Genomic DNA, 26,963 nt, shown 5'->3' with positions numbered 1-26,963 from the left:
ACTGGCAAAAACATAGCCATAGAATCACGATGCGCGCCTTGCGCGAGCGCAAACATTCGTCAGACAGCAACAAGCTGATGAATACTATGCCGCCATGACAGGGCGGCGCGATAAAAATAACTTTCAACCAACTCGAATCACCGCTAGAATATTCATATTGCGTTGCATCATAAACAGTCTATGATCAGCTATTCAGCGCGCTACCCACTTTACAAAACGCGGCCAACTCTGGTTTTCGGAATTTTGCAGAGCGTTTTGCCAGCATTTTAATCCGTACAAAGGAGTAAATATGTTTCCGCTTCCTGAACAAATTTCCAGCGCAGCCAAGTCGCAACTGGAAAACCAGCTGCAGATCTTCAGCACGCTGACCAGCAAAGTCTTTGAAAGCGCCGAGAAAATCATCGCCCTGAACTTGAACGCAAGCAAGGCCGCCCTGTCGCAGACAGCGGAAACGGCGCAGCACCTGCTGGAAACGCAGGACCCGCGCGACTTCTTCAGCTACAGCAGCAACCAGGCGCAGCCTAACATCGAGAGCGTGCTGGCCTACAGCCGCCAGCTGTTCGGCATCGCCTCGAGCACCCAGGCGGAATTGCTGGCCTCGGCCAAGGCCCGCCTCGATGCTGCCGCCCCTGCCGCCGCATCCGTCCCTGTCGCTGCCAAGCCGGCGCCGGCCATCGCCGCACCTGCCGCTGCCGCTGCCCCTGTCGCTGCGCCAGCGCCAGCAGCGGCCCCAGCGCCCGTTGCCGCCAAGCCTGCCGAAGTGGCCAAGCCTGTCGCCAAGCCAGCGCCCGCGCCTGTCGCCGCACCGGCAGCCAAGCCAGCGGCAGCGCCTGCCAAGGTGGCAGAGAAGGCCGCCGACAAGCCCGCCGTGAAAGCGGTCGAAGCCAAACCGGTTGCCAAGCCTGAAGCGGCCAAGCCCGCACCTGCACCCGCCGCCGCGCCAGCGAAAACCGCCGCGCCAGCACCGGCCAAACCAGCCACCAAGCCGGCCAGCGCCGTCGGCAAGAGCGTGGCCAAGGCCGCCGTGAAGCACGCGCCAGCGCCAGCCGCCAAGCCGGCAGTCAAGGCCGCCCCCAAAGGCACGCCGTCGAAACAGCTCGACATGCTGGGCGGCAAAGGCAGCGGCCGCAAGTAAGCGTCGCGCGCCGCACTGATGCAGCAAAACAACGGGCTACGGCCCGTTTTTTGCGTGCCCGTCCACAGCGCGCTTTTCTACCTTGTTGTATCCTACGCGTACTTTCCGTCCGCGTGCCCGTCCTTCCGCCCCGCGACACCCCATTACTAAAAACAAAAGGTAACCATGAGTTTATCGAGGCTCATCGCCGGCTTCGTGCGTCAGCATTGGCCGGCGTATGCCGCCGCTGCCGTCATGCTGACAGGCGTGGCAACACTGACCGTCTGGATCCCGCGCCGCGTGGGCGCCATCATCGACGCATTGGCCGCGCACCGCATGACGGCTGCCGAACTGTGGCTTGAGCTGCTGACCCTGCTCGCCGTCGGCGTCGTCATCTATTTCCTGCGCGTGGGCTGGCGCATCACCCTGTTCAAGGCCGCCTACCAGCTGGGCGTGATGCTGCGCACGCGCTTCTACACGCGCATGTCGCAGCAGGGCGCGTCGTTCTACCAGAACCAGCGCACGGGCGACCTGATGGCGCTGGCGACGAACGACATCGACGCCATCGAAATGGCCGCCGGCGAAGCCATGCTGGCCGGCTTCGACGGCACATTGACCTTGCTGATGGTGCTGGGCATCATGCTGCTGGGCGTGGACTGGCGCCTGGCCTGCATCGCCCTCTTGCCCTTCCCCCTGATGGGACTGGCCTTCTGGCGCATTTCCAGCCATATCCACACGGCATCGACGGATTCGCTGAAACGCTTTTCCGCGCTGAACGACCATGTGCAGGAATCGCTGTCGGGCGTGCGCACCCTGCGCGCGCTGGGCCTGGAAGAACGCAGCAGCAAGCAGTTTTCCGCCCTGGCCGGCCACGCGGCGAACGCCAGCCTGACGGCGCAGCGCTGGGAAGCGGCATACGAACCGGCCGTCGGCCTGACGCTGACGGCCGCCACGGCGCTGACCCTGGGCCTGGGCGGCTACCTCGTATGGCAAGACCAGCTGACCATCGGCGCGCTGACGAGCTTTTCCATGTACCTGGGCCAGCTGATCTGGCCCATGTTCGCCGCCGGCTGGGTGCTCTCCCTGATCGAACGGGGCCGTGCCGCCTGGCAGCGCCTGCAGCCCATGCTCGATGCGCCGCTGGCCATCGACGACCATGGCACCATCGCCACCCTCACGCCCGGGCCCCTGCAATTGCAGGACGTCGGCTTCGCCTACCCGGGCCAGACGGCGCCCGCGCTGTCCGGCATCTCGCTGCGCCTGCAGCCGGGCCAGACCCTGGGTTTAGTGGGCCCGACGGGCAGTGGCAAGTCGACCCTGCTGCGCGTGCTGCTGCGCCAGGTCACGCCGCAATCGGGCACGGCCACGTGGAGCGGCCAGCCGCTGGACGCCTACACCCTGCACGCGCTGCGCGCTGCCATCAGCTGGGTGCCGCAGGAATCGTTCCTGTTCTCCGCCACCATCGCCGACAATATCGCCCTGGCCCGTCCCGGCGCCACGCGCGAGGAAGTGGAGCGGGCGGCGCAGCTGGCCGACATCCATGCCGATATCCTGCAATTCCCCGACGGCTATGCCACCCACGTGGGCGAGAAAGGCATCACCCTGTCCGGCGGCCAGCGCCAGCGGGTGGCGATTGCCCGGGCTCTGCTGGCCGACAACGGCTTGCTGCTGCTCGATGACGCGCTGTCCGCCGTCGACACGGGTACGGAAACGCGCATCCTGCAGCACCTGGAGGAACTGCGCCGCAAGCGCCCCGAACGCAGCGCCATCATCGCCAGCCACCGCCTGAGCGCCGTCGTCAACGCGGACCTGATCCTGGTCCTGCGCGACGGCCACGTCACGGAAACGGGCAACCACGACGCGCTGATGCAGCGCGACGGCTGGTACGCCAGCCAGTGGCGCTATCAACAACTGGAGGCCAGCCTCGATGCCATCTAAGACCGACCAAGCCACCACCGCCACGCAATCCGTGCGCCGCCAGGCCGCGCAAGCCATCGGCCTGCTGCGCCGCGCCGCCGCGCCCGACCTGCGCCACCTGTACTGGGCAACATTCTGGCTGATCCTCGCCGCCGCACTGGAAGTGACGGGGCCGATTCTGGGCAAGGCCCTGATCGACCAGCATCTGCTGCCGCGCAACCTGGACTGGACGCGCATGTCGCTGCTGCTGGGCGGATGCCTGCTGACGGGCTGGGTCGCTTCCGGCCTGCGCTATCTGCAGCTGGTGCGCCTGTCCGGCCTGGCCATGCGCTCGGTGCAGCGTCTGCGCGAAACCGTCTACCAGCACGTGCTGCGCCTGCCCATGGCCTTCTTTGACCGCGCCATCACGGGACAACTGGTCAGCCGCGTCACCAACGACACGGAAGCGGTGAAATCGCTGTACGTGCAAGTGCTGTTCGTCATCCTCGACAGCTCCATCGTCCTGGTCGGCACCATGGCCGCCATGGCCTTCCTCGACTGGCGGCTAATGCTGATCGTGCTGGCCCTGCTGCCGGCCGTGCTGGCCATCGTCTTCCTGTACCAGCGCTGGAGCGCGCCGGCCGTCACGCGCGCGCGCGCCCTGCGCAGCGAGATCAACGGCCAGATCGCCGAATCGATCGGCGGCATGAGCGTGCTGCAGGCGAATAACGCGGAAAAGCGCTTCGGCGCGCGCTTCACGGGCATCAACCAGGACCACTACACGGCGCGCATGCAGGAATTGCGCGCCAATGCCTGGCTGCTGCGCCCCGCGCTCGACATGCTCAACATCGTGCTGCTGGCCGTCGTCATCTTCAGCTTCGGCCGGCGCGAGATGGGCGCCGTGGAAGTAGGCGTGCTGTATGCGTTCATCAGCTACATCGCGCGCGTGATCGAACCCTTGATCCAGATCACCATGCAGTTCAGCCAGTTGCAGCAGTCGGTGGTGGCCACGGCCCGCGTCTCGGCCCTGCTGGACGAAGCGCAGGCGCTCGAGCATGCACAGGGAAGGGAAACACCGGCCCTGCGGCAGACGAAAGCGGGCAGCGACCTGCCCGCCGTGGACATCCAGAACCTGACGTTCGCCTACGTGGAAAACCAGCCCGTGCTGCACGACCTGTCGCTGACGATTCCGCAGGGCGCCTTCTTTGGCATCGTCGGCCATACGGGCAGCGGCAAGTCGACCCTGCTCTCCTTGCTGCTGCGCTTTTATCCCGTCGCGCAGGGCAGCATCGCCATCAATGGCGTGGCCCTCGACAGCATCGACAACGAGCACTTCCGCGCCGACGTGGGCCTGGTGCCGCAAGACCCCTTCCTGCTGGCGGCCTCGGCGCGCGAAAACATCGACATGGGCCGCGGCTACACGCAGGCGCAGATCGAGACGGCCGCCCGCGCCGCGCATGCGCACGATTTCATCGCCGCGCTGGAACACGGCTACGACACGCCGCTGGGCGAAGGCGGCTCGCGCCTGTCATCGGGGCAGAAGCAGCTGATCGCGATTGCCCGCGCACTGGCCGGCCAGCCTCGCATTCTGCTGCTGGACGAAGCGACGTCGCGCATCGATAGCCAGACGGAGCAGATCGTGCAGCAGGCCCTCAACGAGTTGCGCGGCAAGGTCACCATTATCGCCATCGCCCACCGCCTGTCGACCATCCGCGAGGCCGACCGCATCATCGTGCTGAACCACGGCCGCATCACGGAAGCGGGGCCGCACGATGCCCTGATGCAGATCGAAGGCGGCCTGTACCAGCGCCTGTACCTGCTGCAGCAGCTGGCGCAGTAAGCGGGCCTTGTCAATGCCGGCAGTGTGCACTTTCGCAAATTTCTGTGCCCCGCATGATATTTCTTGATTGCAACAGAATATAATCTGTTACAGACAGGTGTCATTGCGGGAGCGGGACGTTGGCAGGCAGACAGAATCGGGCATCATGGCGAAAGGCGCATTGGCTGCTGGTACTGGCCTGCTTGCTGCCGCCCGCCAGCCATGCCCAGGTCGGCAAGCTGGAGCAGCATATTGCCGCCGTGCGCGAGGATGGCCGCTTCGTCCCCGCGCGCGCCCTGCAGCGCCTGGAGGAGGTGGAAACGCAGGCGCGCAGCGCTCCCCTGCTGGTGCGCGCGGAATTCCTGACACAGCTGAGTACCGTGCGCATGCGCCTGGGACAGAACGATATCGCCATGCGGCTGGCCGAGGAACTGATCGCCTACGCCCGCCAGAACAAGAGCGACGTGGCGCTGGCGAAAGGCATCCTCTGCAAAGCCTATGTCACGTTCGCCATGAACGAGCGCCGCGCCTCGCACCTGCTGGCCTTTGAGGCGGAACGCATCGCCAACCGCACGGACGACCTGCCCGTGCGCGTGCAGGCCACCATCAGCGCGGGCCAGTCCTGGGCCGAGGAAGGCAATTCCCCGTTTGCGCTGGCCAAGCTGCAGGCGGCCGTCGACCTGGCGCGCCAGAGCAACTCCCCCTCCAGTCTGGCCGCCTCGCTGAATGCCCTTACCCTGCTGTACACGCAGATGCGCGAATACGACAAGGGCTTCGAGGTGCTCGACGAATTGCTGGCCGTGTCCGGCACCCTGGCATCGCCGGGCCGCATGGCGCAGGCCAAGAATACGGAATACGGGCTGGCGCTCGACGCGCAGCAGCCGCAGCGGGGCCAGCGCGCCCTGCTGGCGGCCCTGGCGCTGGAACGCCAGCTGGGCGCGCGCGGCATGGTCGCCGTCACCCTCGTCAATCTGTCGGACAGCTACCTGAAGGAAGGCGACTACGCGCGCGCCCTGCGCTTTGCGAATGAAGCCATCACGGCGGCGCGTCTGGTCAACAATGAACAGGTGGAGGCGACGGCGCGCCTGAACATCGGCCAGGCGCTGATCGGCCAGGGGCGTTTACAGGAAGGCAAGCAAAGCGTGGCCACGGGCCTGGCCTACTACGAACGCACGGCCAACCAGCCGGAAATGCAGGCCGTGATGCTGGAATACGGCATGGCGCTGGAAAAGGCAGGCGACCTGCGCGGCGCCGTCACGGCGTATCACCGCGAACGGGGCATCTCGAACCAGCTGTTCGAGAAGCAGCGGCAAAAGGCCGTATATGAGCTGCAGGAAAAGTATGAGGCGGAAAAGAAACAGCGCCAGATCGAGCTGCTGAGCCGCGAGAATCAGATCAAGAGCACGGAAATCGACAACCGCCGCCTGCAGCAGCGCGTGTGGTGGCTGCTGGCGCTGGTACTGGCTATGGCCTCCGTCATCGTCGGCTTGCTGTACCGCAAGGTGCGCCACGCGAACGTGCAACTGAAGGTGAAAAACCAGGAACTCAAGCGCCAGAGCTCACGCGACCCGCTGACGGCCCTGTACAACCGCCGCCATTTCCAGGAATTCATGCGCAGCCATGCGGGCAAGCCGCAGCCGTCCTATGGCGGCGCCGATGTCGTGGGCGCGCTGTTCCTGCTCGACGTCGACCATTTCAAGCACATCAACGACGCTTACGGCCATGCGGCAGGCGACCTGGTGCTGACGACGATCGCCGAAACCCTGCACGAAGTGCTGCGCGAAACGGACATGATCGTGCGCTGGGGCGGCGAAGAATTCCTCGCCTTCCTGCCAGCCGTCGCGCGCGACGGACTCGACGACATCGCGCGGCGCATCCTCAACGGCATGGCGGCGCAAAGCATCCACTACCAGGGGCAAGCCATCAAGGTACACGTGTCCGTGGGCTTTGCGCCCTATCCGCTGGCGCCGCTGGGACGGCCGCTCACATGGGAGCGCAGCGTCAACCTGATCGACATGGCGCTGTACCTTGCCAAGGCGCACGGTCGCAACCGGGCCTATGGCTTGCGCGGTTTTCAGCAGGTGGAAAGAACGACCCTGGAAGCAGTGGAGCAAGACCTGGAACGCGCGTGGCGCGACGGCTTTGTCGATTTGAGCGTGGTACTGGGGGGCGCGGACGGAGTGGACAAAACGGAGACGGCGGGGAAGAAGAGGCCAGGCGGCCAGGCCAGCGATGGCGTCGCCGCAGCCGCCATCACCTGACGACAGCTGCGGGGGCCGGGCCGGAAGTGGCCGGCCCTGGCGCGCTTGCTACGATGATTACTTGTGCGCGGATTCCTGCATTTTTTCGCCGGCTTTTTCCACTTTCTTGCCGACGGCATCGGCCGCTTCGCTCATTTTCTTGTCGGCGTCAGCGGCGACCTGGTCCATCTTGGCGCCCGTATCGGCAGCGGCCTGGCTCACGGCAGCGTCAGCTTTGGTAGCGGCGGCCTTGATGTCGGCTTCAGCCTTGGCAGCGGCCGCATCGATCTTCTGGCCAGCCTGTTCAGCAGGGCCTGCAGCGACATCGTCCTTCTTCTGGCAGGCAGCAAGTGCCACAACCATCATCCCGGCGGCGCACACGGTCATCCAATTTTTGCTTACTTTCATGATATTCCCTTTCATTGTTATCAAAAGACACAGATCAGTTCGCAATATACACCTGCCTAAAATTTTCTAGCGTGCGCTAACGCACATAAAAACAGGCTTTTGTGGCGTAGTTGTAAGCAATGGTATCTTGATATCTTTTCAGCCATTTTTTCCCTGTGCCGGGCGGGGTGCCTGATAGCCATCCGTCAGGGTATGCAGGAAGGCGATCACGTCGGCGATCTCCGTTTCGTTCAGGGCGGGCGCCTGGCCCGGCTGGCGGTCGAATGGCGCTTCCACGTTCACGTTCGCCACCAGGCCGGGCGGCAAGTCGTCGTATTTGCGCACCTTGCCGTTCTTGTCTGCCGGATACCATTTTTGCGGCGCCGTATCGCGCTGCACGTAAAAACGCAGCACCTGCTTCAGGCTGTCAAAGCTGCCATTGTGGAAAAACACCTTGCGCAGGGCGACGTTGCGCAAGGATGGCGTCTTGAAGCTGCCGCAGTATTCCTTGTGCTCCATCAAGTCGGTGCGGTCCGGGCCGCACAAGCCCATGTCGAAGAACGCCGGGTCCGCATTGACGGGCAGCTTGCCATTGCGCGGCACGCCGATATTGATCAAGCCGTAATCCGTAAATTGGGGAAAGGCGCCGCCGGCACTCACCTGGCTGATATGGCAGGATGCGCAATTGCCCTTGCGCTCATCATTGAACAGGGCCAGGCCGCGCGCTTCCTGCGGGCTCAGGACGGCCTGCTTGCGCAGCACGGCGTCGTACTTGCTCGTGTACGGATAGAAGTCCAACGGGCTTTCCTGGAACACTTCCAGCGACATCAGCGCCCAGCGCAGCGCCTGGCCCGGCTGTTCGAAGATATCCGCGCCATACGTCTGGCGGAACTGCGCCGCCAGGGGGCCGGCCCGCAACTTGGCGACGACGGCGGCCGCATCGCGGTTGCCCATCTCGCGCGGCGACAGCAACGGCGCCAGCGCCTGTTCGTGGCCGGACTGGGCGCGGCCATCCCAGTTGCGCCCGCCCGTGGGGCCCGCGTCGACGCTGTCGTCGCCATCATCGTCATGGAAATGCTCGGTAAAGGCGGGCGCCGTCTGCAGGTAGCGCAGCGAAGGCGCGGCCCGCGTGCCCGCGTCCTTCAGCTCAGGGCCGCCCAGCTGCACCGCCAGGGCATTTGGCGGCCCATACGCGTGTTCCGGACTGTGGCAGCTGGCGCACGACATCTTCCCCGACACGGACAGGCTGGGCTCGAAAAACATGGCGCGGCCCATGGCCGTCATCTGGGCCACGGAAGGCTGGCGTTGCAGGGTGGGGGCGTATGCGCCCGACAGATAGGCGGGCTTGGCCGCGGCTTCTTTCTGCGCTGCCGGATGGCAGGCGGCCAGCAGGCAGGCAGCCACGGCGGCAAGCAGCAGGGAGGGATTCGTTTTCATCATGGGCTGGCAGCGTAGCAACGGCATGTGACAGCTGCGTGACAAAACCCTGCAAAACCTCATGTATCAAGTCCGTACATTACGTCATGTAACAGGCGCTGACATGTCACGCAGCTGACATATTGCCTGCCTAGCATGCGACGTTTTCCACCCAGAAGGCATGAAAATGAACTTGCACGCAAAAACCTCTTTACGGCCCCTGCCGTTGTTACTGACACTGGGCCTGGCCGCCTGCGGCAGCAACTATGCGATCACGCCCAGCACCCATGGCCAGGTGATCGGCAGCTACTATGAAAACGCCCAGGTGTGCCTGGAAAGCGCCACCGCCAGACTCACGTGCGACAACGCCTCCGCCGCCGTGCGCACGGCCGCCGACGGCAGCTACACGCTCGACGGCCAGGGCGCCGTGCTGGTGACCATCGGCACGGATGCCATCCGCCATGACGCCATCGGCGACGTGGGCAGCAAGGTGACGCAAAAACTGCTGCTGCGCGCCCCCGCCGGGCACAGCGCCTTCGTCAGCGCCCTGTCGACGGAACTGGCGCAAGTCATGGACGGCAACGGCGGCGACTTTGCGTCCGCCAGCAGCAAGCTGGCCGCGCGCCTCGGCGTGTCCGAAGCGGCCCTGGCGTCCGACTTCAACAAGGCCAGCGGCGACGAGCTGGCGAAACTGAAGGCGGAAAACGCCAGCGTAACGGCATTCATCGCCAGCGCCAGCGCGCAGGCGGCGCCCGCCGACGCGCTGGCTGCACTGAACAGCGCGCTGGCGCTGAACAATATCCAGACCATCGTCGTCATCTATGCGGAAAACCGCGGCTTCGACAACCTGTACGGCCTGTTCCCGGGGGCCAACGGCGTGCCGGGCGTGAACCCCACGTCGACCTCCGCCTACGTGCCGCAGAAGGACGTCGACGGCAGCACCCTGCCCGTGCTGCCGCCCACCTGGGGCGGCATGACGGCGGCCGGCCAGAACACCGTCATCACGCAGGCGCAATCGGCCAACCTGCCGAACAAGCCGTTCCAGATCGATGATGCCAACAGCCCCCTGTACCTGCCGCAATCGGTCATCACGCGCGACCTGGTCCATCGCTTCTACAACAACCAGATGCAGATCAACGGCGGCGCCAACGACAAGTTCGCCGCGTATTCCGATGCGGGCGGTTTGAGCATGGGCTATTACGACGGCAGCAAGATGCAGCTGTGGGACATCGCCAAACAGTATGCGCTGGCCGACAATCTGTTCATCGGCGCCTTCGGCGGCTCCTTCCTCACGCACCAGTACCTGATCTGCGCCTGCGCGCCCACCTATCCGAACGCGGACACCTCGGTGGCCAAGGGCTCGATCGCGAAGATCGACGTCGACGCCAACGGCAACTTCCTGCGCCTGACGCCATCCGCCACGGCGCCAAGCACCGTCCTGAACGGCGCGCCTGCCTATGCCAACGACGGCGCGCTGACGCCGGCCGACAGCACGGGCATGTTCTACGCCGTCAATACCATGCAGCCGCCATTCCAGCCCAGCAGCAACGCGCCCGCCTCGGGCGACAGCAGCAAGCTGTATGCGGACACGGCCAAGGCCACCACCCTGCCGCCGCAAACGCAGACGAATATCGGCGACTTGCTCTCTGGCAAGAACATCGACTGGGCCTGGTATGCGGGCGCCTGGAAGGACACGACGACCCTGGCCACGGCCAGCGCGCGCGCCGGCAGCTTCCCGAATCCGCCGAACTTCCAGTTCCACCACCAGCCCTTCAATTACTTTGCGAATATGGACCCCGTGAAGGCGCCCGCCTACCGCGCCGCCCACCTGCGCGACTTCGACAGCCAGTTCCTGGCCGATGCGAGTGCCGGCAAGCTGCCGCCCGTCGCCTTCTACAAGCCGCAGGGCAACCTGAACCAGCACGCGGGCTACGCCAGCGTGGCCGACGGCGACGCGCACATCGCCAGCGTCATCGCCCAGCTGAAAAAGAGTCCGCAGTGGAAGAACATGCTGGTCATCGTCACCTACGATGAAAACGGCGGCTTCTACGACCACGCCGCGCCGCCGAAGGGCGACCGCTGGGGTCCGGGCACGCGCGTGCCGGCCATCCTCGTTTCGCCCTACGTGAAAAAGGGATTAGTTGACCATACGCAATATGATTCGGCGTCCATCCTGCGCGCCATCACGCACCGCTTCGCCCTGCCCGTGCTCGATGGCTTGAGCACGCGCGACAAGGCACTGGTGGCCCATGGCGGCAAGCCGATGGGCGACTTCAGCGCGGCACTGGCGCTGGTGCCGCAAGAGTAAGGCTGAGTAAAATGCGCCCGCCCGGCTTGACCCCGGCGGGCGTTTTACATGTTGGCGCTACTGGCCGGGGGACGCATCGAGCAGCGAGCGCTCGAGCAATTGCGACAGCGCCGTGCGCAGCGCCTGCGTGCGCGCCGCCAGTTCCGGCCGCTTGTAGCGTTCGGCGGCGATCAGGCTGTTTTCCAGGCACACCCGGTCCGAACGCGCCAGGCAGGCGTCGGCCAGGTCGAGCTGGGCGCTGGCCAGCGCCACTTTCACCTTGGCGTCGAGTTCCAGCGTGTCGGGATCGTCGCCCCAGCGCTTGACGTGCACGGCCAGGCGCGTGGCGGCCAGCTCCGGCTTGCCCGCGTCGAGGGCCTGGTTGACGCTGCCTTGCAGCGCCAGCCACGCCTGCGCCCGCTGCTGTTGCCTGTCGCAGGTAGCGGCGGACTTGGTGATGCTTGCCTGCAAGCGTCTGATCTGCGCGGCGGGCGCCTTGGCGCTTTTCAGCACGGCCAGCGCGCTGCGCGCCCCATCCAGGTCGCACTGCGCCGCCAGCGCCGTGGCGGCCTCGACCTGTTCCGCCACGCTGGCCGGCTTGTCGGCGGGCTTGTTGAAAAACCAGATACCGGTCAGCACCACTGCCGCCGCGATCCACGTGCGCAAGCGCACGGGCGGGCGCGGCGGCGGCACCGAGCCCCTGGTGGCAGGCTTGGCGGGCGGCGCCTTGGCGGGCGCAGCTGCCGGCGCGGCAGGCGCTGGCGGGATTGCCTGGGGAACGGGTGCGGGCTGCGGCACGGGGGTGGGCGCAGGAGCAGGCGAAGGAATGGGCGGAGCCGCGGGCACCGGCGGCGGCATGCGCGGCACGGGCGGCGGCGCTACGGCTTTCTCCAGAACAGGCGCTTGCGCCATCTGGCGCGCGCCGCAAAACGGGCAATGCGCCACGCGCAGCGGCAAGGTCCGGCCGCAAGCGGCGTTGATGCAAACGTCATTCACTGTTTCAGACACATTCCAACCTTCTGCTGATGCAACAAGGCAAGGCATACGATCAAATCGAATGCCTTGGCCATTGCGAGCTCTGCTTATCTCTGCTGGCGGAGATAGCGCAGACTTAACGCTCTGCCTTCACCAGCCCTAGTGCTCGTTCCTTTTCTAATATTACCTCACGATCACGGTTCAGCAGCTTCGCACGCGCCAACCACTTGGCAGCCGCGCCAAGATCATTTGATGCGGCACTTTTTTCAGCCAGTTTGATGTAATGATCAACTATCTTGCTGGCAAGCCCTTTGACCTCTTCACCACGATATTGTCCCTCGGGGTCGATCTGGCGAATTTGATCGAGAGAAGCCTTGGCCGAACTTTCCGGCGGATCAGTGTATTGAGCTTTCTCAATATAAAGGGAGGCACGACGCAACTGATCATCGATTTCCGAACGATCATTTTCATTGAGCTTAATCGCCTTCTTATCCACAGACCGGCTCTCATTGACTTGTGACACTGCGCCTGAAGTTACATCCTTCGACGCCCGAGTCGCAAAGAAGATCGCAGCGCCAACAACGGCAACGGCGACAACCGCCAGTCCCATCTGGGAACCCAACCATTTTTTTGTATCCGTCGAACGCGATGCCCCGTTTGCCTTACAAAAATTAGTCACATATTCTTCTGCCACACGTGGATCCAGTCCAACACGTTTGCCAGACGCCACGTTAACTACTTTACTCAGTGCCAGACGCTCTTCTTTCCGATCCAGTTTCTTGTCGTTGTCAGTGAACTGATGCAGCAACCTATCCAGCTCCTCTACGAGCGCACGCTCGGACACTGCGGAGTATTCATCTAACTGTTCACGGATCACCAACTCTATTTCTCTGCTCACGATACCGCGTGCAGCGGACTCTTCTTTAATGCGCCTCTCTTCACCCCGATCCAGATAAAAATCATCATCCACAGCCGCAGCTACACGGTTCTTCAACCAGTCCAGATCGGATTGATTCATGTTTTCCTCTGTTTTTAAAAATTGTAATTTGAACGATCAAACCAAATCAACTCTATGCAACCCACTACCCTACAAAATCTTCCAGCCCCAGATACCTGACCTCTGCATCACGCTATGCTTGCGACAAAAATCGTTGATGTACCGCTCCGCGATCTCTGGATCGACACCCTTCATCGCGCCAGGACGCGGCTTACAGACACTTTGCAATGCGTCAACACGACTCTTGTTATCTAATTTTTTTTCAGTGTCTGTAAAAACGTGCAACAGTCCATCAAGTTCATCCAACAACGCTTTTTCGTTGACGACATTTAAACGTTGCAAAGCCACCGATAAAATCGACTCCACCCGCCTTGTATCCAGACCCAAGGTACTTTTCCCGTATCGCAACAAAGCACTAAACGAGACGCTATCGCAGTACGAATTTGAAATACTGTCGACAATATGAATACTGTATTTTTTCTGACCATCGTCCAATAAAACAGGATCTGGCAATGCTCGCCCCCTCATTCCGCGATCATCCCGCTCACTGGAAGCAACAATCCTGGTCTGATCACTCATGGGAAACGGCGTATTCCCGTCAACGTTTTTCACCTCGAATTGCGGTGACATTATCTTCACCTTGACAACCGTTTGCTTCGTTCCACAAAAAGGACAAAAGCTCACAGTCCAATGAAATGTCGCCTGACAAGTCGATTCCTGACATTGGTATTCAATTTCCTTTTTCACAAAATACCTCTTCATACGTCACCCATACGTCACGGGGAAAATCCATCCTGTCATAACGATGAAATCGACATCAATAAAATTGCAATCAAACACTTCAAATTATCTTTCAAATAATAGCTCATCCTTTGCCAGCAATACCATTTATTTCCAGCACAAAAAATTTAGAACTTCGGGCCAGCTGTGCCTTTTTATGAAAAATCGCACACTACGTTCCACATAAACACATGCTGCCGTATTTCAGCAGGTTTGAGGCTGATCAATCGCTGAATCGCCGCCGCAGTCTAAGCTACAAGCACCGGCCAAGGACAAGGAGAACGCCATGCCAGCCCACCTGATCATCGAAGACGGCCAGCCCTCGTGGTGGGACAGCGCCGATATCTGGGTCGTGCCGGGCAATGATCCGAATGGCCCGCCCGGCGCGCCCATCGCCGGCACCAGCAATTACCTGTGGGGCCGCGTGCACAATACGGGCAACAGCGCCTCGAACGGCGTGCGCGTGGACTTTTACTGGGCCGACCCTTCCGGCCAGATCGCCGTCGGCGCCGCCACGCAGATCGGCTCCGCCTTTGCGGACTTGCCGCCCGGCGCCACGCAGGAAGTGCTGTGCCTGGTGCCCTGGGTCCCCGTCATCGTCAATGGCGGCCACGAATGCCTGCTGGCCGTCGCCCACGGCCCGGGCGACATCAATCCGCTGCCCGATCCCCTGCCCAACGGTTTTCCTTTCCAGCCCAAGCAGCACGAGCAGATCGCCCAGCGCAATGTCACCGTGGTGCTGGCAGCCAGGCGCGCGCAATTGCTGAGCATCGCGGTGGCGGCCCTGCCCCGCGCAACGAAAAAAGTGGAATTGCAGATCGAGCAGGGCGGCGAGCTGCCGGAGCGCCTGCTGGCCACCCTGGGGCTTGAGCGATGGCAGCCGGCCAGGGACGCGCGCCTGGTCGCTGGCCTGGCGCGCACGCCCCATTGCAATGGCGATGCGCCTGGCGAGCAAAAGCTGGCGCTGGAAGTGCCGCGCGGCCAGGCGCAGGCCGTATATCTGAGCGTGCGCGCCGAAGCCTTGCCGCCACGCCAGTATGCGCTGCTGCGCGTGCTGGAGAGCCAGGACGGCGAGGTCATGGGCGGCATCACGTATATCGTCACCGACCTGGAGAAAGAGCAAGCTCAAGAGCAGCAAAGCCCCGAGGAGCAAGCATCATGAGCGATACCCCCCTGCAGGTGCTGACACGGCCGTTCGCGATCGAGCCCGTCACCAATATCATGCTGCCCGATGGCATCTTCGACAATGCCATCTATGGCTTGCGCATCGCCGCCCACGTCACCAATATGTCCGGCAGCGCCCTGAACAATGTCACGGTGTACCTGGAAAGCGTGGGCGACCCCGGCATCGTGCCCGTGGCGCGCACTTTCTTCTTTGCCAGCATTCCCGCCGGCGCGGCCATGCTCGTCATGTGGGATGCCGACTTCCAGCATGCGGCGCCCGGCAAGCGCCTCGTCAGCTTCGTCGCCAAGGCGGACGGCTACGCGCCGCGCCGCTCGATCCAGCAAATCTTCGTCTCGCAAACGCGCTTCGACAGCGCCACCAATACCTACACGTGCACGGTCGAGGAAGGCACCCTGGAACTGTCCAAGCCGCAAGGCCACCTGCCTGGCAAGCGCTGGGGCAGCAGGGGCACGGATGGCAAAGGTGGGGAAAATGCGTGCCGCTGCCCGCCCGGCCTGGGACCGATCGTGCCGACCGGCATGACCCTCGTCTGGACGCCGAACCCCGCCTACGCGGGCACGCATGGCGAGCTGCCGTTTGCCGACCCGTGGTGGAAGATACTCGCCATCATCATTGCCATCATCGCCGCGCTGGTGGCCATCATTTCAGCCGCACTCGGGTCCGGCAAGGCCAGCTTCAGCGTGGGCGGCACCTTCGAGGAAACCGATCCCAGCGTCGACTGCTGCTCGCTGGAAGGGGCCGGCTCGGGCCAGCCCGAATTCACGGTAGCGGGCGTCGCCTCGGCCATCGCCTCGGGCGCCATCGCCGTCGCCTGCTCCGATATCGCGGATCCGTTCTGGCGTGGCCAGGAAGCAACACCACCGGCCGCCGGCGAACTGACCCTGGCCGAGCGCGTGGTGGCGAAATGGGTGTTGCCCGAAGCGCCGAACGCGGGCTTGCCCTACACGGCCGACATCAGCTGGGAGTATCAACGCTTCACGACGGGCGCCACCTACCAGCATGCCGTCACCGAAACGCAAGTCAACATCCATGTGGCGGGGCCCGTGGAAACGGATACGCCCGCCGTCGTGCAAGCCTATGAACCGCTGTGGATACGCGCCAGCTTCAAGCGCGACAATGGCAATGTGTTCCGCGGCACGGAGCTGTATGCCTTCGTGCTGTTCCAGGCGCCGCAGGGCCTGTATTTCGTGGAATCGCTGACCGACGACGGCCTGGGCTTCGACCCGGGCGCCAACGATGGTGTCTACGCAGGCAGCCTGGACTTGAAGCGGGCTTACCGCACCCTGCTGCAATACGACCAGAAGGTCTACGGCACCTGGCGCGTCTTCGTCTTCGCCCAGGACGTCAACCTGACCAAGCCCGGCACGCCGCCGGAAATCGCGGCCCAGCACATCGGCGGCATGTTCATCGCCAGCGCCATCGAAATCACCTTCGACGACACCCTGCCCTGTCCGCTCAAGGCGCAGGCGAATATCGTCGTGGTGTGATGGGGGCGTGAGCGAGGTCAGGCGTAGGTCGCGCAGGTCGGATCAGCGGGGCAAAGCCCTGCGTAATCCGACAACATCGTTGGCTCCCGTATGCACACCAGGAGCGGCTGAGAAAATGCTCAGGGCTAGGCGCCGCCCCGAAGACAGTACTTCAGTACAGTAAGGTAAATGCAGGGCAGGCAACAACACCGAGGGTGTTGTATCAACCGCTCCTACACCTTGACGCTTTCGGGCTTGGCGATCAGCGTGCGCGGAATGATATCCGTTGCCGGGCAAGACTCCATCGCATCCGAATACGCGAGCCAGCGCTGCAGGCTTTCCATGCGGCGGATGGTGATGCCCTTGCCATTGATATAGCCGATCTGCTCGAAATTGGCGGGGCTGGTGGTCAGTTTCGATACGGTGGGCGCATTGTCGACCAGGCGGTCGTAGGCCTTGCGCGCCTTGTGCTCCCACTTGGCCAGGACGGGATCGTCAAAACGGTTGCTTTCAAAATAAACGGTGATGGTGCGGTCGTGGTTGGCGAAGCCGACGATGGCCGCCCCCTTGCGTATGGTCAACAGGACATCTTCCTTCACGCCCGTGACGGGAACGAAGACGGCGGCGCGCCCATCCGTATCCGGCCGTTCCATGGGAATATCTTGTCCGATTATGCTCATCACATCACACTCTTAGTCATCGCCTGCTGGCTTGTTGTCCCTGCATCACTGAAAGCGTGCCATGCGCATGCGCGCGTTTGCCGCTGCGCCGGGCCGCTTCCAGGCTGTTTGTCAAATAATACATTGCCGTAAAGCACTACACAAGATAATCAGGGACGCGGCAGCCGCTTGTCCTCCGCCGGATGGGGAATGGTGTGCCCAGCGGCAATCGCCTTATAATGCTGCGATTACTTCACGTCCCCACCTCCGCACCATGACGCTTCCCGAGAATGACACCAGCCGGCTCGACGCCATCAGCGCCGCCGCCACCGAAGTGGCCGCGCAAAACGTGGCCGACCTGCTGGCCATGGCCATCTGCCACCGCCCGGATGAACCGTCCCTGATCGTCTGCGACAAGCGCAGCTGGCTCAATGTCGTGTTGACGGAAGCGTATCGCCAGGCCTTGCCCGACGCGACCTTCATCGATTTCGACGATGTCACGCCCGATGCCGTGCTGGCTGCCTTTGCCGAGCTGCCGGCCGGCAGCCTCGTCGTGCTGATCCAGTCGACCAGCTTCCGCCTGGAAGCGTTCCGCATCCGCATCGAGCTGTTCAAGCGGGGCCTGAAGGTCATCGAGCACGTGCACCTGTCGCGCATGCCCGGCGTGCAGGGGCTGCATTACATCGCTTCGCTGGCGTACGATCCCGATTACTACCGGGGCGTGGGCCATGCACTGAAAGCGCGCATCGACGGCGCCCGCCACGGCATGGTCGACAGCGGCGGCGAGCAGCTGGTCTTTGCTTCGCCGTTCGAATCGGCCAAGCTCAATATCGGCGACTACAGCGGCATGAACAATATCGGCGGCCAGTTCCCGCTGGGCGAAGTGTTTACGGAAGCGCAGGACCTGGAAGCGGTCAATGGCCGCGTGCGCATCTTTGTTTTCGGCGACACGCACTTCATGGTCAACCGCCCCGACACGCCGATCACCCTGATCATCGAAAAGGGCAGAGTCACGGGCACGGAGCACGCCACGCCGGAATTTACCGCCATGCTGGAAATCATCCGCGCGCACGAAGGCGAAGTGTGGGTGCGCGAACTGGGCTTCGGCATGAACCGCGCCTTTTCGCGCGAACAGCTGGTCAACGACATCGGCACGTATGAGCGCATGTGCGGCATCCACCTGTCGCTGGGCGCCAAGCACGGCGTCTACGCCAAGCCGCAATTCAAGCGCAAGGATGCGCGCTACCACGTCGACATCTTCGCCGTCACCGAAGCCGTCTACCTCGACGACGAAAGAGTGTACGCGGATGGCGCGTGGACGGTGGAACCCCTCGCGCTCAACTGAGCCTCAATTGACCCTCAGCTGAAAAAACCTGCCGCTGCCAGCTCGCGGTCCCACGGCGGCACGGGCTGGTATTCGGCCACCAGGAAATCGATCAGCGCGCGCACCTTGGGCGACGGCTGGCGGCTGGCCGGATACAGGGCGCTCAGGTGATTCAGGGGCAGGTCCCAGCCGGACAGCACGGGCAGCAGACTGCCATCGAGCAGATTGCGCCAGGCGAGAAACGTGGTGCTGTAGACGATGCCGAGCCCCCGCTGCGCCGCCTGGTGCAGCACCAGGCCGTTATTCGCCGTGAAGCCCGCCTGCACGCGCACGCTCACCGCTTCTTGCTGGCCGCCTTCCCCACGCTGGAAATGCCAGTTCGTGCCATCCGTCAGATGGCTGAAATGTAGGCACTGGTGCTGCAACAAGTCTTGCGGCGTCTGCGGCACGCCCCATTGCGCCAGGTAGGCGGGGCTGGCGCACAGCACGGCGCGGCACGGCGCCAGCGGGCGCATGGCCAGCGCGCTGCTGTCCGGGATGCCGCCCACGCGGATGGTCAAATCAAAACCGTGGCGTATCGGGTCGAGCAGCGCATCGTCGACAAACAACTCGGCCTGCACCTGCGGGTGCAGCAAACTGAAACGGGCGACGGCATCGGCCAGCCACGCGCTGCCGAAACTCGATGGCGCCTGGATGCGCAGCGGCCCGGCCAGCTCCGCCCCCGCTCCCGCCTGCGCCACGTGCGCCGCCATGCGCGCCGCCTCCTGCGCCTGGCTGACTGTGGCCATGCACGGCGCCAGATAGGCGCGGCCCGCATCCGTCAAGCTCACTTCGCGCGTGGAGCGGTGCAGCAGCCGCGCATGCAAGCGCTCTTCCAGCTGCATGATGGTCTTGCTGACCATGGCCCGCGTCAGGCCCAGGCGCTGCCCGGCCAGCGTGAAGCTGCGCTGACGCGCCACTTCGACAAAGATTTCCATCGCTTTTAATTGATCCATGTCAAAGATTGTCATCGTTTTGGCGACAATCTGTCAACCGCTGGGCGATTGTTTGCCGCCCTCGCCCATCCTACAATGGCGCTTTCCATTGACCTCCGGAGCCGCCGCCATGCTGACAATCCTGCAACAAGAACAATACCAACGCGACGGCTACATCATCCTGCCCGATTTCAAGGGTGCGGACGAAATCGCCGCCCTGCGCGCGCGCGCCGAGCAGATTGTCAACGAATTCGATCCCAGCGTCAGCCAATCGATCTTCACCACGCGCGACCAGGCCAAGAACACCAACGATTATTTCCTCGCTTCCGACAACACCATCCGCTGCTTCTTCGAGGAAGAGGCGTTTGGTGCCGACGGCCAGCTGAAGCAGGCCAAGTCCCTGTCGATCAACAAGATCGGCCACGCCATGCACGACCTGGATCCCGTCTTCCGCAGCTTTTCCGCCGATCCAAAACTGGCCGCGGTGGCGCGCGACCTGGGCCTGGCGGACGCGCAGGTTTGGCAATCGATGTACATTTTCAAGCAGCCCGGCATCGGCGGCGAAGTGCGCTGGCACCAGGACGCCACGTATTTCGAAACCACGCCAGTCAGCGTGACCACCTTCTGGTTCGCGCTGGAAGACGCCACCCTGGACAATGGCTGCCTGTGGGCCGAACCGGGCGGCCACCGCGGCCCCCTGCGCGAACGCTTCATCCGCAACGGCGACCAGGTGCGCGTGGAAAAACTCGATAGCATGCCCTGGCCCGACGACAGTACGGCCGTCCCGCTCGAAGTCAAGGCCGGCGCCCTCGTCTGCTTCCACGGCTTGCTGCCCCATTACAGCGCGCCGAACCGCTCGCCCGTCTCGCGCCACGCCTACACCTTGCACGCCACGGACGGCCAGACGGAATACGCGGCCCACAACTGGATCCAGCGCGACGATACCTTCCCCGTGCGGGGCTTCGTCTGATGCGCATCGACGTCTTTGCCGCCCACTGGGGCAATAACGAGCTGGCGCCCGACGTCTTCATCGACAGGGTAGCGGCGGCCGGCTTCGACGGCATCGAAATGTCGCTGCCGCTGGACGCGGCACTGCGCGAGGAGTGGACGGACCGTATCGCCAAGGCGGGACTGCGGCTGATCGCCGCGCAGTGGGAAACCGTGTTCCACAGCGACTTCGAGCAGCACCGCGCCGCCCTGGTGGAACTGCTGGAAAACGCCTGCCTGGCGCGCCCCGTGCTGGTCAACACCCACACGGGCAAGGATTACTACAGCCAGGCGCAAAACGCGCAGCTGATCTACCTGGCCGCCGCCATCTCGAAAAAACACGGCGTGCCCATCGTGCATGAAATCCACCGCAGCCGCTTTTCCGGCCACCCGATGCTGCTGCTGCCCTATCTGGCGCAGTATCCCGAGCTGCCATTGACGGCCGACCTGTCGCACTGGTGCTGCGCCTGCGAATCCCTGCTGGAAGACCAGCCGCAGACGCTGGCGCAAGTACTGCCGCTGGTGCGCCACGTGCATGCCCGCGTGGGCCATGCGCAGGGTCCGCAGGTAGCCGACTTCCGCGCGCCGGAAGCGAAACCGGCGCTCGATGCCCACCTGGCCTGGTGGGACGCCATCGTCGCCCTGCGCCGCGCCGCCGGCGCCGAGCGCATGACGTTCACGCCGGAATTCGGCCCCGCGCCGTACACGCAAACCCTGCCCTGGACGCAGCAGCCCGTGAGCGATGCCTGGGAACAGAACGTCGCCATGCTGCATCTGCTGCGCGCGCGTTACGCGCAGTAGTTCGTCACAGGCACTCTCCATGCACCGGGCCAGCCGGTCCGGTGCACGCGTGCATACCAGCCATGCTTGTCATTAAGTAGCGCGCTATATATACTGTGCCCATGGATACCACCACCTCCCCCAGCCCCTTGCACCAGGTGCCGCGCCTGGACAGCCAGCTGTGCTTTGCGCTGTACTCGACTTCGCTTGCCATGAACAAGCTGTACCGCAAGCTCCTGCGCAAGCTCGGCCTCACCTATTCGCAATACCTGGTGATGATGGTGTTGTGGGAACGCGACGGCTTGACGGTGTCGGAAGTGGGCGAGCGCCTGTTCCTTGACTCGGCCACTCTGACACCCCTGCTCAAGCGCATGGAGCAGTCGGGCCTGTTGACGCGCACGCGCGCCGCCAGCGACGAGCGGCAAGTCATCATTTCCCTCACGGAACAGGGCGACCAGCTGCGCCATGAAGCAGCCTTGCTGCCCGAAGCCATCCTGACGGCCAGCCACTGTAGCGTGGAGCAAGTTGTGGACATGAAACAACAGCTGAACCAGTTGCGCGACAGCCTGATGAAAAGTGAGTAAAAACGCCGCTTTTCCGAGCAAAATCAGGTAAAGCATTGCCCTGACGGCGCAAGGCAAAAGCTGACGCAAAATCCGCCTTTCTTTATTACAAATCGATACATGGATGGCCTCACCCTGCGTATAGAATAGTTGCCACTATTTCCTTACAACACCAGGGTGAATATGCGCATACCTTTCGGCTCCGTAGCCTCGCTGGCTCTTTGCTTTACCGTGTCGGCCTTCGCCGCCGAACCCTTCGACGACAAGTTCCGCCAGCTCGAAGAGGTGTTGCCTACCCCGAATACCTACCGCACCGCCTCAGGCGCGCCGGGCCACGCCTACTGGCAGCAGCGCGCCGACTACACGCTGCGCGCCACCCTGGACGAAACCAAACGCGAGATCGCCGGCAGCGGCACCATCACCTACCATAACCAGTCGCCCGACACCCTCGGCTACCTGTGGGTGCAGCTGGACCAGAATATCTACAAGCCCGATTCCGACGCGCGCCGCATGACCACGGCGCCGTCGCGCCAGGCGTGGGCCAGGACGGCGGGCGAAGACACCATGAAATTCGAAGGCTTGCGCGGCCTACTGGCGCGCGGCGACTTCCAGGGCGGCTTCAATATCCGCGCCCTGAAAGGCGCCGATGGCCGGCCTTTGACGTACGTTATCAACCGCACCATGATGCGCATCGACTTGCCGCAGCCATTGAAACCGGGCCAGGATTTCGCCTTCCAGATCGACTGGGATTACCGCATCAACGAACAGAAGGTGCTGGGCGGGCGCGCCGGCTATGAAGTCTTCGACGACAAGAACGCCCTGTTCGAAGTGGCGCAGTGGTTCCCCCGCATGGCGGCGTATTACGACGCGGCCGGCTGGCAGCACAAGCAGTTCCTCGGCTCGGGCGAATTCACCCTGGAATTCGGCGACTACGACGTGCAACTGACGGTTCCGGCCGACCATATCGTCGCCTCCACTGGCCAGCTGCAAAACCCGCAGGACGTGCTGTCTTCCGCGCAGCGCGAGCGCCTGGAAAAGGCCCGCGGCAGCGACAAGCCCGTCGTCATCGTCACGCAAAAAGAGGCGGAAGCGGCCGAAAAATCCGTCAGCCGCGCGCAAAAGACGTGGCACTTCAAGGCGGCCAACGTGCGCGACTTCGCCTGGGCCTCGAGCCGCAAGTTCATCTGGGATGCGCAGGGCTACAAGAAGGGCGGCAGCGATGTGATGGCCATGTCCTACTATCCGAAAGAGGGCAATCCGCTGTGGGAAAAATACAGCACGCAAGCCATCGTGCACACGATAGAACAGTACAACAAGTACAGCATCGACTACCCGTATCCGACGGCCATTTCCGTCAACGGCCCCGTGGGCGGCATGGAGTATCCGATGATCTCGTTCAACGGCCCGCGCCCGGTGAAAGACAAAAAGACGGGCGAGCTGACGTATTCGAAGCGCACCAAGTATGGCCTGATCGGCGTGATCATCCACGAAGTGGGCCACAACTACTACCCGATGATCATCAACTCGGACGAGCGCCAGTGGACGTGGATGGACGAAGGCCTCAACACCTTCGTGCAATACCTGGCACAGCAGGCGTGGGAAGAAAACTACCCTGCCTCGCGCGGCGAACCGCGCGAAATCGTCGATTACATGCGTAGCCGCGACCAGGTACCGATCATGACCAATTCCGAATCCCTGCTGCAGTTCGGCAACAACGCCTACGCCAAGCCGGCGGCGGGCCTGAACATCCTGCGCGAGACCATCCTCGGGCGCGAGCTGTTCGACTACGCGTTCAAGGAATATGCGCAGCGCTGGAAATTCAAGCGCCCCACGCCCGCCGATTTTTTCCGCACGATGGAAGACGCTTCCGGCACGGACCTGGACTGGTTCTGGCGCGGCTGGTTCTATACGACCGACCCGGTCGACATCAGCATCGACGGCATCAGCGAATACGGCGTAAGTTCAAAAGATCCGGCAACGGAAAAGGCCTGGAAGAAGGCGCAGAAGGACGCCCAGCCGGAATCCGTCACGAGCCGCGCCAACAAGGGCATGCCGCGCCGGGTCGACGCGCATCCGGAGCTGAAGGATTTCTACAACCAGCACGACGATTTCACGGTGACCAACAAGGACCGCAACTCCTATGCCGAGGCGCTGGCCGCTCTGGAACCGTGGGAAAAGGACTTGCTGAAACAGGGCAAGCACCTGTACCTGGTCGACCTGTCGAACGTGGGCGGCATGGTCATGCCGCTGATACTCGAAATCGAACTGAAAAGCGGCAAGAAGTATGTCGAGCGCGTGCCGGCCGAAGTGTGGCGCTACTCGCCGAAGAAAATCACCAAGGTCGTCATCACGGACGAGCCGATGGTGGGCCTGGTGCAGGACCCGTACTGGGAAACGGCCGACATCGACACCAGCAACAATAGCTGGCCGCGAAAAATCACGCCATCGCGCCTGGAACTGTTCAAGAGCGAGAAGTCGCCCAAGGATAACCTGATGCGCGACTTTCATACGCCATTGAAAGGCAAGAATGGCGGCTCGGCCAAGGGCGACGAGGCATGAAGCGCTGGCGAGCGCTGGCCACCGCCACGCTGGCCTGCGCCAGCATGGCGGCCGGCGCCCACAATTTCCACATGGGTATCGCCGACATCAGCTATAACGCGGCCAGCGGCAGTACGGAAGTGGTGCACACCTACACGGGCCACGACGTCGAGGCGCTGCTGACGAACCTGTACCAGCGCCAGTTCGACCTGGGCCAGGAGGACAGTGAAGCGGCCCTGCGCCGCTATGTCGAAAAACAGTTTTACCTCGTGGGGCCGGATGGCAAGCGCCTGCGCCTGAACTGGGTCGGCATGAAGGTCAATGCCGACAACGTGGTCATTTTCCAGGAGATCGAACGCACGCGCCTGGCCCCCGCCACGCGCATCCATAACCAGTTGCTGATCGACTTCCTGCCCAGCCAGCGCAATACCCTCAACGTGCAGGACAGCGGCAGCATCCAGACGTTGATCTTCGACCGCCAGAACACGGAACTGCCGATCCGCCAAGTCCCACTACACCCATGACGCTACGCCATCTTCCCCTCCTCCTCGTCGCCCTGTTTTCCGCAGCTACCGCCCACGCCGACGACATCTTCCAGCGCGTGCTGGTCGACGGTTCGCGCCTGAACCAGCTGGGCGTGGCCGATTCGGCCAACGCGGGCAGCGTCACGCAACAGCAGCTTGACGCGCGCACCAGCTACCGGCCAGGCGAACTGCTCGAAGCAGTGCCAGGGCTGATCGTCAGCCAGCATAGCGGCGAGGGCAAGGCCAACCAGTTCTACCTGCGCGGCTTCAATCTCGATCACGGCACGGATCTGCGCACCACCGTCGACGAGATGCCCGTCAACCAGCGCAGTCATGGCCACGGCCAAGGCTGGACGGACCTGAACTTCCTGATCCCCGAGCTGGCCATGCGTCTCGACTACAAAAAGGGGCCGTATTCGGCGGAGCAAGGCGATTTCTCCTCGGCCGGCGCGGCGTCCGTCGTCTACGCGAACCGCCTGACGCAAGGCATCGCCAGCGTGGGCATCGGGCAGAACGGCTTTCGCCGCGCCCTGCTGGCCGATTCGCTCGATGCGGGCGACGGCAGCCTGCTGTACGCGCTCGAAGCGCAGCACAACGATGGCCCGTTCACGCAGCCGGACCGCTACCGCAAGCTCAATGGCGTGCTGCGCTACAGCGAAGGCTATGCCAACAACGGCTTCAACGTCACGGCCATGGCGTATGACGCCAGCTGGAACGCCACCGACCAGATTCCGCTGCGCGCCGTGCAGGACGGCACGCTGGGCCGCTTCGACGCCATCGATGCCAGCGATGGCGGCAAGGCGCAGCGCTACAGCCTCTCGGGCGCCTGGCGCCAGACAACGGACGACATGTCGTCCAGGGTCAGCGCATATGTGATCGCCAACCGCCTGGCCCTGTTCTCGAATTTCACGTATGCGATGGATGACCCCGATAACGGCGACCAGTTCGCCCAGCCGGACCGGCGCGTGACGTCCGGCATCAACGCCAGCCACACCTGGCACCGCCACACGGACAGGGGCAGCAGCGACACCACCATCGGCCTGCAGCTACAGAACGACAATATCCACAATGGCCTGTACAACACGCGGCAGCGGCAGATCCTGTCAACCACGCGGCAAGACCATATCGTCGAATCGAGCCTCGGCGTGTATGGCGAAAACAGCACGCGCTGGTCGCGCTGGCTGCGCACCGTGGCCGGCCTGCGCGCGGACGCCTACCGCTTCGACGTGCGCAGCGACCGCGCCGCCAATTCAGGCAAGGCCAGCGACCATTTGTTCAGCCCCAGCCTGAGCGTGATCGCCGGGCCGTGGCGCGATACGGAAGCGTATTTCAACATCGGCAATGGCTTTCACAGCAACGATGCGCGCGGCACGACCATCACGGTCGACCCGAAGACGGGCGAGGCGGCCGACAAGGTCACGCCTCTGGCGCGCTCGCGAGGACTGGAACTGGGCTTGCGCAGCGCCGCCATCGCCGGCCTGCAAACCTCGCTGTCGCTGTACCGCCTGGACTTCGATTCCGAACTGCTGTTCATCGGCGACGCTGGCGCCACCGAGGCGGGCCGCCCCAGCCGCCGCTACGGCATCGAGTTTTCCAGCTACTACAAGGCGGCAAGCTGGCTGTCGCTGGACCTGGACCTGGCGTATGCGCGCGCACGCTCGCGCGGCAGCGACCCGGCGGGCGACTTCATCCCCGGCGCCATCGAAGGCGTAGCCCAGCTGGCCATGACGGTGACGCCGCCGGGGCCGTGGTCGGGTTCTTTGCGCCTGCGCTACTTCGGTCCGCGCCCCCTGATTGAAGACAACAGCGTGCGCTCCGCGGCCAGCATGGGCTTGAACGGGCGCATCGCCTACCAGATCGACAAGACCTTGCGCGTGGAGCTGGAAGGCTACAACCTGGCCAACCGGCGCGACTCGGCCATCGATTACTACTATGCCTCGCGCCTGCCCGGCGAGGCGCAGCCCATCGACGACATCCACTTCCATCCGGTGGAATCGCGCTCGCTGCGCCTGACCCTGGTAAAGAATTTTTAACTCAACAAGAATAATTCC

At 63.4% G+C, this 26,963-nt stretch carries 21 protein-coding genes; 14 read left to right on the top strand and 7 right to left on the bottom strand.

The window, feature by feature from the left end; all coding sequences use genetic code 11:
- Nucleotides 1-289: 289 nt before the first annotated feature.
- The 4 genes from BLT98_RS12785 to BLT98_RS12770 all read left to right on the top strand — a co-directional run bounded on the left by BLT98_RS12785 (nucleotide 290) and on the right by BLT98_RS12770 (nucleotide 7,090).
- Nucleotides 290-1,135 (top strand): phasin family protein, encoded by an 846-nt coding sequence (locus BLT98_RS12785; protein ID WP_139179244.1) that lies wholly within the window; start codon nucleotides 290-292, stop codon nucleotides 1,133-1,135.
- Nucleotides 1,136-1,300: 165 nt separating this feature from the next.
- Nucleotides 1,301-3,052 carry an ABC transporter ATP-binding protein gene (locus BLT98_RS12780; RefSeq protein ID WP_092608227.1) on the top strand — a complete coding sequence of 584 codons (1,752 nt, stop codon included), beginning with the start codon at nucleotides 1,301-1,303 and terminating at the stop codon, nucleotides 3,050-3,052.
- A complete protein-coding gene (locus tag BLT98_RS12775) occupies nucleotides 3,042-4,850 on the top strand; it encodes an ABC transporter ATP-binding protein (protein WP_092608224.1) in 1,809 nt (602 codons plus the stop codon). Before BLT98_RS12780 ends, BLT98_RS12775 begins: the two co-directional genes overlap by 11 nt.
- Before the next feature lie 182 nt (nucleotides 4,851-5,032).
- A complete protein-coding gene (locus tag BLT98_RS12770) occupies nucleotides 5,033-7,090 on the top strand; it encodes a tetratricopeptide repeat-containing diguanylate cyclase (protein ID WP_348272731.1) in 2,058 nt (685 codons plus the stop codon).
- Between the two features lie 57 nt (nucleotides 7,091-7,147).
- Here BLT98_RS12770 and BLT98_RS12765 read toward each other — a convergent pair whose 3' ends face one another.
- The gene (locus tag BLT98_RS12765; RefSeq protein ID WP_034786523.1) at nucleotides 7,148-7,477 is read right to left on the bottom strand and encodes a hypothetical protein; all 330 of its coding nucleotides are present in this window, start codon (nucleotides 7,475-7,477) and stop codon (nucleotides 7,148-7,150) included.
- Nucleotides 7,478-7,615: 138 nt separating this feature from the next.
- Nucleotides 7,616-8,893 (bottom strand): cytochrome-c peroxidase, encoded by a 1,278-nt coding sequence (locus tag BLT98_RS12760; protein ID WP_092608705.1) that lies wholly within the window; start codon nucleotides 8,891-8,893, stop codon nucleotides 7,616-7,618.
- A gap of 166 nt (nucleotides 8,894-9,059) precedes the next feature.
- On the opposite strand from BLT98_RS12760, the gene acpA reads away from it, so the two are divergent.
- A complete protein-coding gene (gene acpA / locus BLT98_RS12755; protein WP_244517474.1) occupies nucleotides 9,060-11,180 on the top strand; it encodes an acid phosphatase in 2,121 nt (706 codons plus the stop codon).
- Nucleotides 11,181-11,237: 57 nt separating this feature from the next.
- Here acpA and BLT98_RS12750 read toward each other — a convergent pair whose 3' ends face one another.
- The 3 genes from BLT98_RS12750 to BLT98_RS28790 form a co-directional block, all read right to left on the bottom strand.
- On the bottom strand, nucleotides 11,238-12,167 hold the full coding sequence (locus BLT98_RS12750; protein WP_139179242.1) for a hypothetical protein: 930 nt from the start codon (nucleotides 12,165-12,167) through the stop codon (nucleotides 11,238-11,240).
- 103 nt (nucleotides 12,168-12,270) lie between these two features.
- Nucleotides 12,271-13,152 (bottom strand): hypothetical protein, encoded by an 882-nt coding sequence (locus BLT98_RS12745; protein WP_092608215.1) that lies wholly within the window; start codon nucleotides 13,150-13,152, stop codon nucleotides 12,271-12,273.
- 69 nt (nucleotides 13,153-13,221) lie between these two features.
- Nucleotides 13,222-13,761: a hypothetical protein gene (locus tag BLT98_RS28790; protein WP_139144610.1), complete on the bottom strand. Its 540-nt coding sequence runs from the start codon at nucleotides 13,759-13,761 to the stop codon at nucleotides 13,222-13,224.
- A gap of 436 nt (nucleotides 13,762-14,197) precedes the next feature.
- On the opposite strand from BLT98_RS28790, the gene BLT98_RS12740 reads away from it, so the two are divergent.
- Together BLT98_RS12740 and BLT98_RS12735 are read left to right on the top strand one after the other, a co-directional pair.
- Nucleotides 14,198-15,073, top strand: a complete 876-nt coding sequence (locus BLT98_RS12740) for a hypothetical protein (protein ID WP_092608212.1) — start codon at nucleotides 14,198-14,200, stop codon at nucleotides 15,071-15,073.
- A complete protein-coding gene (locus tag BLT98_RS12735) occupies nucleotides 15,070-16,584 on the top strand; it encodes a hypothetical protein (protein ID WP_092608209.1) in 1,515 nt (504 codons plus the stop codon). The genes BLT98_RS12740 and BLT98_RS12735 overlap by 4 nt, the downstream gene beginning before the upstream one ends.
- Nucleotides 16,585-16,796: 212 nt before the next feature.
- On the opposite strand, the gene BLT98_RS12730 is transcribed toward BLT98_RS12735, so the two are convergent.
- Nucleotides 16,797-17,216 (bottom strand): hypothetical protein, encoded by a 420-nt coding sequence (locus BLT98_RS12730; protein WP_081345510.1) that lies wholly within the window; start codon nucleotides 17,214-17,216, stop codon nucleotides 16,797-16,799.
- A gap of 280 nt (nucleotides 17,217-17,496) precedes the next feature.
- Here BLT98_RS12730 and BLT98_RS12725 point away from each other — a divergent pair, with 280 nt between their 5' ends.
- The gene (locus BLT98_RS12725; protein WP_092608206.1) at nucleotides 17,497-18,567 is read left to right on the top strand and encodes a M29 family metallopeptidase; all 1,071 of its coding nucleotides are present in this window, start codon (nucleotides 17,497-17,499) and stop codon (nucleotides 18,565-18,567) included.
- A gap of 14 nt (nucleotides 18,568-18,581) precedes the next feature.
- On the opposite strand, the gene BLT98_RS12720 is transcribed toward BLT98_RS12725, so the two are convergent.
- A complete protein-coding gene (locus BLT98_RS12720; protein WP_244517473.1) occupies nucleotides 18,582-19,541 on the bottom strand; it encodes a LysR family transcriptional regulator in 960 nt (319 codons plus the stop codon).
- Between the two features lie 109 nt (nucleotides 19,542-19,650).
- Here BLT98_RS12720 and BLT98_RS12715 point away from each other — a divergent pair, with 109 nt between their 5' ends.
- The 6 genes from BLT98_RS12715 to BLT98_RS12690 all read left to right on the top strand — a co-directional run bounded on the left by BLT98_RS12715 (nucleotide 19,651) and on the right by BLT98_RS12690 (nucleotide 26,945).
- Nucleotides 19,651-20,490, top strand: a complete 840-nt coding sequence (locus tag BLT98_RS12715; protein ID WP_092608200.1) for a phytanoyl-CoA dioxygenase family protein — start codon at nucleotides 19,651-19,653, stop codon at nucleotides 20,488-20,490.
- Nucleotides 20,490-21,308, top strand: a complete 819-nt coding sequence (locus BLT98_RS12710) for a sugar phosphate isomerase/epimerase family protein (RefSeq protein WP_092608197.1) — start codon at nucleotides 20,490-20,492, stop codon at nucleotides 21,306-21,308. Before BLT98_RS12715 ends, BLT98_RS12710 begins: the two co-directional genes overlap by 1 nt.
- A 101-nt stretch (nucleotides 21,309-21,409) precedes the next feature.
- Complete coding sequence (locus tag BLT98_RS12705) at nucleotides 21,410-21,871, top strand: MarR family winged helix-turn-helix transcriptional regulator (RefSeq protein ID WP_092608194.1); 462 nt, start codon at nucleotides 21,410-21,412, stop codon at nucleotides 21,869-21,871.
- Between the two features lie 162 nt (nucleotides 21,872-22,033).
- The gene (locus BLT98_RS12700; protein ID WP_092608191.1) at nucleotides 22,034-24,409 is read left to right on the top strand and encodes a M1 family metallopeptidase; all 2,376 of its coding nucleotides are present in this window, start codon (nucleotides 22,034-22,036) and stop codon (nucleotides 24,407-24,409) included.
- A complete protein-coding gene (locus tag BLT98_RS12695) occupies nucleotides 24,406-24,912 on the top strand; it encodes a DUF6702 family protein (protein WP_092608188.1) in 507 nt (168 codons plus the stop codon). Before BLT98_RS12700 ends, BLT98_RS12695 begins: the two co-directional genes overlap by 4 nt.
- Entirely contained in the window at nucleotides 24,909-26,945 is a 2,037-nt protein-coding gene (locus BLT98_RS12690; protein ID WP_092608186.1) for a TonB-dependent receptor, read from the top strand. The genes BLT98_RS12695 and BLT98_RS12690 overlap by 4 nt, the downstream gene beginning before the upstream one ends.
- The last annotated feature ends 18 nt before the right edge of the window (nucleotides 26,946-26,963 follow it).

It is taken from the genome of Janthinobacterium sp. YR213, assembly GCF_900099875.1.
Classification (GTDB): Bacteria; Pseudomonadota; Gammaproteobacteria; order Burkholderiales; family Burkholderiaceae_D; genus Janthinobacterium; species Janthinobacterium lividum.
Note: the sequence above shows the minus strand (reverse complement) of the source record. Positions and strands in the feature narration are given on the sequence as shown.

Bases quoted from the DNA above. Each gene is read 5' to 3' on its own strand.
- BLT98_RS12785 (WP_139179244.1), top strand. From the start codon at position 290: ATGTTTCCGCTTCCTGAACAAATTTCCAGCGCAGCCAAGTCGCAACTG.
- BLT98_RS12780 (WP_092608227.1), top strand. From the start codon at position 1,301: ATGAGTTTATCGAGGCTCATCGCCGGCTTCGTGCGTCAGCATTGGCCG.
- BLT98_RS12775 (WP_092608224.1), top strand. From the start codon at position 3,042: ATGCCATCTAAGACCGACCAAGCCACCACCGCCACGCAATCCGTGCGC.
- BLT98_RS12765 (WP_034786523.1), bottom strand. From the start codon at position 7,477: ATGAAAGTAAGCAAAAATTGGATGACCGTGTGCGCCGCCGGGATGATG.
- BLT98_RS12760 (WP_092608705.1), bottom strand. From the start codon at position 8,893: ATGAAAACGAATCCCTCCCTGCTGCTTGCCGCCGTGGCTGCCTGCCTG.
- acpA (WP_244517474.1), top strand. From the start codon at position 9,060: ATGAACTTGCACGCAAAAACCTCTTTACGGCCCCTGCCGTTGTTACTG.
- BLT98_RS12745 (WP_092608215.1), bottom strand. From the start codon at position 13,152: ATGAATCAATCCGATCTGGACTGGTTGAAGAACCGTGTAGCTGCGGCT.
- BLT98_RS28790 (WP_139144610.1), bottom strand. From the start codon at position 13,761: ATGTCACCGCAATTCGAGGTGAAAAACGTTGACGGGAATACGCCGTTT.
- BLT98_RS12740 (WP_092608212.1), top strand. From the start codon at position 14,198: ATGCCAGCCCACCTGATCATCGAAGACGGCCAGCCCTCGTGGTGGGAC.
- BLT98_RS12735 (WP_092608209.1), top strand. From the start codon at position 15,070: ATGAGCGATACCCCCCTGCAGGTGCTGACACGGCCGTTCGCGATCGAG.
- BLT98_RS12730 (WP_081345510.1), bottom strand. From the start codon at position 17,216: ATGGAACGGCCGGATACGGATGGGCGCGCCGCCGTCTTCGTTCCCGTC.
- BLT98_RS12725 (WP_092608206.1), top strand. From the start codon at position 17,497: ATGACGCTTCCCGAGAATGACACCAGCCGGCTCGACGCCATCAGCGCC.
- BLT98_RS12720 (WP_244517473.1), bottom strand. From the start codon at position 19,541: ATGGATCAATTAAAAGCGATGGAAATCTTTGTCGAAGTGGCGCGTCAG.
- BLT98_RS12715 (WP_092608200.1), top strand. From the start codon at position 19,651: ATGCTGACAATCCTGCAACAAGAACAATACCAACGCGACGGCTACATC.
- BLT98_RS12710 (WP_092608197.1), top strand. From the start codon at position 20,490: ATGCGCATCGACGTCTTTGCCGCCCACTGGGGCAATAACGAGCTGGCG.
- BLT98_RS12705 (WP_092608194.1), top strand. From the start codon at position 21,410: ATGGATACCACCACCTCCCCCAGCCCCTTGCACCAGGTGCCGCGCCTG.
- BLT98_RS12700 (WP_092608191.1), top strand. From the start codon at position 22,034: ATGCGCATACCTTTCGGCTCCGTAGCCTCGCTGGCTCTTTGCTTTACC.
- BLT98_RS12695 (WP_092608188.1), top strand. From the start codon at position 24,406: ATGAAGCGCTGGCGAGCGCTGGCCACCGCCACGCTGGCCTGCGCCAGC.
- BLT98_RS12690 (WP_092608186.1), top strand. From the start codon at position 24,909: ATGACGCTACGCCATCTTCCCCTCCTCCTCGTCGCCCTGTTTTCCGCA.